This is a genomic window from Streptococcus pluranimalium (assembly GCF_047785745.1).
In the GTDB taxonomy this organism is placed as follows: Bacteria; Bacillota; Bacilli; order Lactobacillales; family Streptococcaceae; genus Streptococcus; species Streptococcus pluranimalium_B.
Genome location: NZ_JBLOJT010000015.1, coordinates 20,554 through 27,344, shown reverse-complemented (window position 1 = coordinate 27,344; position 6,791 = coordinate 20,554). Strand labels below are relative to the sequence as shown.

At 39.9% G+C, this 6,791-nt stretch carries 6 protein-coding genes and 1 pseudogene; 6 read left to right on the top strand and 1 reads right to left on the bottom strand.

Annotation, left to right across the window (positions count from 1 at the left end):
- Positions 1 to 48: 48 nt before the first annotated feature.
- Positions 49 to 900 carry a polysaccharide deacetylase family protein gene (locus ACMZ6U_RS03565; RefSeq protein ID WP_416106309.1) on the bottom strand — a complete coding sequence of 284 codons (852 nt, stop codon included), beginning with the start codon at positions 898 to 900 and terminating at the stop codon, positions 49 to 51.
- Between the two features lie 121 nt (positions 901 to 1,021).
- Between ACMZ6U_RS03565 and ACMZ6U_RS03560 the strand changes: the two genes are divergently transcribed.
- From ACMZ6U_RS03560 to folP, 6 genes and pseudogenes are all read left to right on the top strand, one after another.
- On the top strand, positions 1,022 to 2,293 hold the full coding sequence (locus ACMZ6U_RS03560) for a homoserine dehydrogenase (RefSeq protein ID WP_416106307.1): 1,272 nt from the start codon (positions 1,022 to 1,024) through the stop codon (positions 2,291 to 2,293).
- Between the two features lies 1 nt (position 2,294).
- Positions 2,295 to 3,155: a homoserine kinase gene (gene thrB / locus ACMZ6U_RS03555; RefSeq protein ID WP_416106306.1), complete on the top strand. Its 861-nt coding sequence runs from the start codon at positions 2,295 to 2,297 to the stop codon at positions 3,153 to 3,155.
- A pseudogene (locus ACMZ6U_RS03550) lies at positions 3,145 to 4,073 on the top strand (EamA family transporter). Before thrB ends, ACMZ6U_RS03550 begins: the two are co-directional and overlap by 11 nt.
- Positions 4,074 to 4,156: 83 nt before the next feature.
- Positions 4,157 to 5,419 carry a bifunctional folylpolyglutamate synthase/dihydrofolate synthase gene (locus tag ACMZ6U_RS03545; protein ID WP_416106304.1) on the top strand — a complete coding sequence of 421 codons (1,263 nt, stop codon included), beginning with the start codon at positions 4,157 to 4,159 and terminating at the stop codon, positions 5,417 to 5,419.
- 4 nt (positions 5,420 to 5,423) lie between these two features.
- Positions 5,424 to 5,984 (top strand): GTP cyclohydrolase I FolE, encoded by a 561-nt coding sequence (gene folE, locus ACMZ6U_RS03540; RefSeq protein WP_416106313.1) that lies wholly within the window; start codon positions 5,424 to 5,426, stop codon positions 5,982 to 5,984.
- 2 nt (positions 5,985 to 5,986) lie between these two features.
- Positions 5,987 to 6,790 (top strand): dihydropteroate synthase, encoded by an 804-nt coding sequence (folP, locus tag ACMZ6U_RS03535; RefSeq protein WP_416106302.1) that lies wholly within the window; start codon positions 5,987 to 5,989, stop codon positions 6,788 to 6,790.
- Position 6,791 lies beyond the last annotated feature (1 nt).

The following is a 6,791-nucleotide window of genomic DNA, read 5'->3' as shown; positions in this document are numbered from 1 at the left end:
CCCATTATTGGGGTGCAGTGCCGTTTAACTAGGCTGGTTTTGATTTATTTAATTGACTGAGATTTGTTCCAGAAGAATGCTAGGTGTCGTTGTCGGTAAGATACGAACACGGTTTAGAGACAATAAACCATCATCAGCACTTGCTAGGCCTTCATTAGTTGTTAGTCCTAGCCTGTAACCAGCTTGCTTGGATAAGTCAATCGTTTCTTGACTATACCGTCCTGAAGGATAAGCTATAGTTGTCGTTTTTTGGGTTAACTCTTGGTCTAGAAAAGCTTTGCTACCAGCTAGTTCGCTTGATTGGATGTCACTGCTAGCCATGCTTAAATCAGGATGATTAACGGTATGCCCTTGAAAGGACATGCCATGTTTAGACATTTCTGTCATCTGTTTGACGGTTACATTGCCAGTTGAGTGATTTTTGACAAATCCAGTAATGATATTGTTAGTTGCCTTGGCTGTGTATTTCTTAAGAATGGGATAGGCATGGGTGTAAAAATCTGCATTACCGTCATCAAAAGTGACCCAAACGACTTTTTTCTGTGGCAGTTTATTACTGGTTAAAGCTTTGTAGGCTTCTTCTGGGCTTAGGAAGTAGTAGCCAGAGTCTGATAATGCCTTAATTTGTTGTTCAAAAAGATCTGGAGCGACAATCAGATTAGCATTGGCACTTTCTTCAGGAGCCATTTCATGGATAGCATGATACATAAGAATGGGGATTTGCACCGCCTGCTCTTGTTTTTTCCAAGTCAATTTTTTGGACTTCTTCTTGGTTTCTTGCTGTTTCACTTTTTCTTTAGCTATAACAACTTGATTAGCCGTTATTCCTAGGCTTAATATTAAGATTAGAGATACACAACCTATAGATAAGAGTAGGCTAATGATTTTCTTTTTTGACATACATAACTCCTCGTCAGTTTCTTCTATTATATCACAAGAAAATAGAAGAAATCTTGTAAATTCTCAAAACATTTTGCTATACTAGATGGAGTAATGCAAACAGAAAAAAATGAGGTACATTATGGTAGTTAAAATCGGTTTACTTGGTTTTGGGACAGTGGCCAGTGGTATTCCCTACTTATTAAAAGAGAATTATTCAAAAATGGCTACCTTAGCAGGAATTGATATTGAGATTAGTAAAGTTTTGGTTAGATCAATGGATGAAGCTAACCGCTTGGTTTCTCAAGGCAATAACTACGATTTTGTGACCGCTATTGATGATATTCTTTCTGACGATGAGATTACGATTGTCGTTGAATTGATGGGTCGTATAGAACCTGCTAAGACCTATATCAGTCAAGCTTTAAAAGCGGGTAAACACGTTGTTTCTGCTAATAAGGATTTGATTGCTACTCATGGTCAAGCATTGATTGCTTTAGCGCAAGATAATGGGGTTATGTTTGCCTATGAAGCTGCTGTAGCAGGGGGAATTCCTATTTTACGCACGCTATCAGAATCATTTACGGCAGATAAAATTACCCGAATTCTAGGAGTTCTTAATGGTACGTCAAACTACATGCTTACCAAAATGGTTGAGGAAGGCTGGACTTATGAAAAAGCTTTATCCAGTGCTCAAGCTTTAGGATACGCCGAAAGTGATCCAACTAATGATGTCGAAGGGATTGACGCTGCATACAAGGTAGCTATCTTGAGTCAGTTTGGCTTCGGTATGGCTATTGATTTTGATTCTATTCAGCATAGAGGGATCAATATTATCAAATCAGATGATGTTGCTATTGCTAAGGAATTAGGGTATGTTATTAAACTAGTCGGTGATATTCAAGAGACTCATTCTGGCATTTGGGCAGAAGTCGTTCCAACTCTTGTGCCAGTAAGTCATCCTTTAGCTGCTGTTAATGATGTGATGAATGCTGTTTTTGTTGAGTCTATTGGTATTGGTCAATCGATGTACTATGGACCGGGAGCTGGGCAAAAACCGACAGCAACTTCCGTTATGGCAGATATTATACAAATAAGTCGTCATCTTGTGGATGGAAAAACGATTAAACCTTTTAATGCTTATACACGTCCCAGTCAGATAGCTAAAGCAGAAGACGTTTCTAGTGCCTATTATTTTGCAGTTGAGGCCAGTGATCAACCGGGTCAACTATTGCATTTGGCACAGTTATTTGAAGAACATGATATTTCTTTTGATCAGGTTTTACAAGGTAAAGCACTAATCACTGTCATTACTCACACCATTACTCGTCAACAACTAGCTGATATCATGCTGGCTATTGAAAGTTCGGAAGCATTTGTTTTGGAAAATTGCTTCAAAGTTTTAGGAGAATAACATGAAAATTAGTGTTCCAGCTACCTCAGCTAATTTGGGACCAGGCTTTGATTCTGTCGGACTGGCTGTGACTTGTTATTTAAGAATTGAGGTTTTAGAAGAAACTGATCAGTGGATGATTGAGCATGACTTAGTTGGGGTACCTTTTGATGAGACCAACTTACTCATCAAGACCGCTTTAAGCGTTGCACCTGAGATTCATCCCCATCACATCAAGATGGTTTCTGATATCCCTTTAGCTAGGGGCTTAGGGTCGTCATCCTCCGTTATCGTAGCAGGGATTGAATTGGCTAATCAATTGGCGCAGCTCAATTTATCTGATGATGACAAATTAAGCATTGCTACAAAAATAGAAGGGCATCCAGATAATGTCGCACCTGCTATCTTTGGTAATCTAGTGGTGGCTTCTTACATCAATCAAGAGTTAAATAAAATTGTGGCGGATTTTCCAGAGACCACCTTGGTAGCTTATGTACCAGCTTATGAGTTGAAGACCAGCGACTCCAGACAGGTATTGCCCCAAGAACTTGACTTTAAAGAAGCGGTTTTAGCTTCATCTGTTGCGAATATGGTTGTAGCAGGTTTGTTAACAGGCGATTTAGAAATGGCAGGACGTGCCATGAGTCAGGATCGTTTCCACGAACCCTACCGTCAAAAACTAGTTCCTGAATTTGCAAAGATTAGAGAATTAGGGAAAAAACATAGCGCGTATACGACTTATTTGTCGGGGGCTGGTCCAACGGTGATGACTTTGCTTCCAAAAGATAAAAAAGAAGCTTTCATATCAGCTTTAAATAAGGAGCTACCAGATATGATTTTGGATTTAGAGGTTGATCGAAAAGGAGTGTCTGTTGACGACTAAAACAAACGGACTAATCTTAGCTTTTTCTGCCTATATCCTCTGGGGAGTATTATCCCGTTATTGGAAGCAGCTAGGAGCTATTCCTGCTCATGATATTTTTGCTTATCGTATCCTTTGGACAGTAGTCACTATGTTACTTTATATGGGACTTTCAGGACAGTCTAAGAAGTTTACGTGTGAGCTTACCAATTTGTGGAAAACTAAAACGATTTTTTGGCGCATGGTTCTGGCAAGTGTCTTGATTACAGTCAACTGGTTGTCCTATATTTGGGCTGTCACACATGGGCAAGCAACAGAAGCTAGTCTAGGCTATTACGTTATGCCCTTAATTTCTATCTTACTCTCGGTAATCTTTCTAAAGGAAACGTTGTCGAACTTCGCCAAGTTAGCCATTGCCTTATACTCATTGAAAATCAAAATCTGCTATTGTCAAGTTTACATTGATGAACTTTAGTTCTAGCTACGACGCTTTTTCTAGTCAGATTTTGATTTTCTTCGAGTATTAGCCTTCGTTGGAGTGGGAGTTTTGGTATATCAGACAGGCTCCCTTTCTTTCATAACGCTTTGCTTTCCTTTAGTTTTGCCTTTTATGGTTTGATTAAAAAAGGAATTTCCTTGTCTAGTGATGTTGACATGCTTTTTGAAGCTGGGGTCATTCTGCCAGTTAGTCTAGTCTATCTCTTGGGCTTTTCAGCAGTTAAGCTTGAGACTTTGTCATTTCTAGAGAATGTCTTACTCATCTTATCAGGAGCTGTTACAGCCATTTTGCTCTTACTCTTCTCAGAAGGGGTAAAACGAGCACCCCTCAATCAAGTTGGCTTTATTCAATACATCAATCCAACGATTCAATTGCTGATTGCAGTTTTGCTCTTTATCATCGGCCAATTAATCCTTATGAAAAATCCCCAAAAACCATAAGTTTAACAAAAATAATATCCTTGAGTTGGTCAAAAGACCAGCTCTTTTGTTATACTTATTCTATGACAAATCAGAATGAAACAATGACCTATGAAGAGGGGTTAGCCTGGATTCATGACCAATTAAAATTTGGCATTAAACCCGGTATTGAACGCATGAAGTGGTTGCTTAAGGAGTTAGGAAATCCGCAGGATAAGGTTAAAGGCATCCATGTTGTTGGGACAAATGGCAAAGGCTCGACAGTCCACTATTTACAAAGTATCTTTACAGAAGCAGGCTATGTCGTCGGAACTTTTACATCACCTTATATCATGGATTTTAGAGAGCGTATTTCTTTAAATGGTACTATGATTTCCCAAGAGGATCTACTGAGCTTGCTAGCTATAGTCAAGCCTATAGCAGAGCGTTTGCCAGATGAAACAGGTTATGAGCCTGCGACTGAGTTTGAAATCATCACGACCATGATGTTTCTTTATTTTGGACAAATACATCCCGTTGATATTGCTATTATTGAGGCTGGTCTTGGTGGACTTTATGACTCGACAAATGTTTTTGATCCCTTAGCTGTTATCTGTACGTCAATAGGCTTAGACCATCAAAATATCCTTGGTCAGTCTTATGAGGACATTGCTAGTCAAAAAGTAGGTGTTTTAAAAGATAAAGTACCATTTGTATTTGCTGAGAATCGCCCAGAAGTTAAATCAGTCTTTTATGCTAGAGCACAAGAGACAAAGAGTCCGACTTTTGAACTTGGTCATGATTTCCAAGTGCTGGGTCATAACAGAGATTTTGACTTTACTTTTAAAGCGTTTAAGGTAAACAAACTGTCTTTAAGGATGCTCGGACAACATCAGGTTGCCAATGCTGGTATAGCCCTGATGACAAGTATGCTTTTACAAGACCAATATCCACAAGTGACAGAGGAGAGCATTCGTACTGCCCTTGCTCGGGCTTCGTGGTTGGGTCGAACAGAATTGATAGCAGATAATCTGATGATTGATGGTGCTCACAACAATGAAAGTATTGCTGTCTTGGTGGACTTGTTGAAAACAGAGTTTGATCATAAAAAGATTCATATTCTCTTTGCAGTTATTGATACCAAGCCAATTCAAGTCATGTTGGAACAATTAACCACAGTTGGTCAACTAACCGTAACCACTTTTGACTATCCAAATGCAGTTAGCTTAGCTAATTATCCTAGTGATTATCCCAAAGTGGTGAATTTTAAGGAATGGCTGAATAGCTATAATTCATCGTCAACAGAGGATTTTTATGTTATCACAGGATCCCTTTATTTTATCTCACAAGTGAGACGGTTTTTATTAGAAAATAAGTTAGAAAAGTAAATATATCATGAATCAAGAAAAAGTAGAAGCAGCTGTTTACCAGCTTTTAGAAGCTATTGGTGAAAATCCAGAACGTGAGGGCCTCCTAGACACGCCAAAACGTGTGGCTAAAATGTATGCCGAAATGTTCTCTGGCTTGTCTGAAGACCCCAAAGATCAGTTTACTGCTGTTTTTTCCGAAGGGCATGAAGAGATGATTTTGGTCAAGGACATCCCTTTTTATTCCATGTGTGAGCATCATCTAGTTCCCTTTTATGGTGTCGCCCACGTCGCCTATTTGCCAAGTGATGGTCGAGTGACAGGATTAAGTAAATTAGCACGTGCCGTAGAGATAGCTGCACGTCGACCACAGCTACAAGAACGCTTAACAGCTCAAGTAGCGAACGCCCTGGAGGAAGCTATGCATCCAAAAGGTGTCTTTGTTATGGTTGAAGCAGAGCATATGTGTATGACCATGCGCGGTATTAAGAAACCAGGGAGTAAGACAGTTACGACCGTTGCTCGTGGCCTTTATCAAGAGGATGGCGCAGCTCGTCGTGAAGTTATGGCAATGATTAAGGAGTAAAAATGGTCAAGATTGGAAAAAAAGAATTTCCTGAAAAAGCCCTTATCATGGGTATCCTCAATGTGACACCGGATTCTTTTTCAGACGGTGGGCAATATAGTAGTCTAGAGAAAGCTCTCCAACAAGCGGAGACGATGATAAAGGCTGGAGTACATGTGATTGACATCGGTGGGGAGTCCACTCGACCAGGTGCTGAATTTGTCACGGCTGAAGATGAAATCAATCGGATTGTGCCAGTCATTAAGGCTATTAAAGAAAAATATGATGTTTTAATCAGTATTGATACCTACAAAACACAGACAGCACGTGCAGCCCTTGAAGTAGGTGCTGATATTTTAAACGATGTTTGGGCTGGTCTTTACGATGGTCAAATGATGGCTCTTGCGGCTGAATGGCAGGTGCCCTACATGCTCATGCATAATCAGGACGAGGAGGGGTATGATGATATCACAGCTGAGGTGCTTGCTTTCTTAAAAGAACGTACTCAAGTTGCTCTAGATGCTGGTATTACAAAAGAAAATATCTGGATCGATCCAGGCTACGGATTTGCCAAGTCAGCTCAGGATAATATTGATTTGCTAAAGAGTTTAGAGCAAATCACAGCCCTAGATTACCCTGTTTTATTTGGGATTTCTAGAAAGCGGACAGTTGTCTCTCTTTTAGGTGGTGAAACAGATATAGCTGAGAGAGATCAGGCTACAGCAGCCTTATCAGCCTATGCTATCATGAAAGGCGTACAAATGGTACGTGTCCACAATGTCGATGCTAACCGTGCAGTCGTCAAGGTCATCAATCAACTCATTTAGG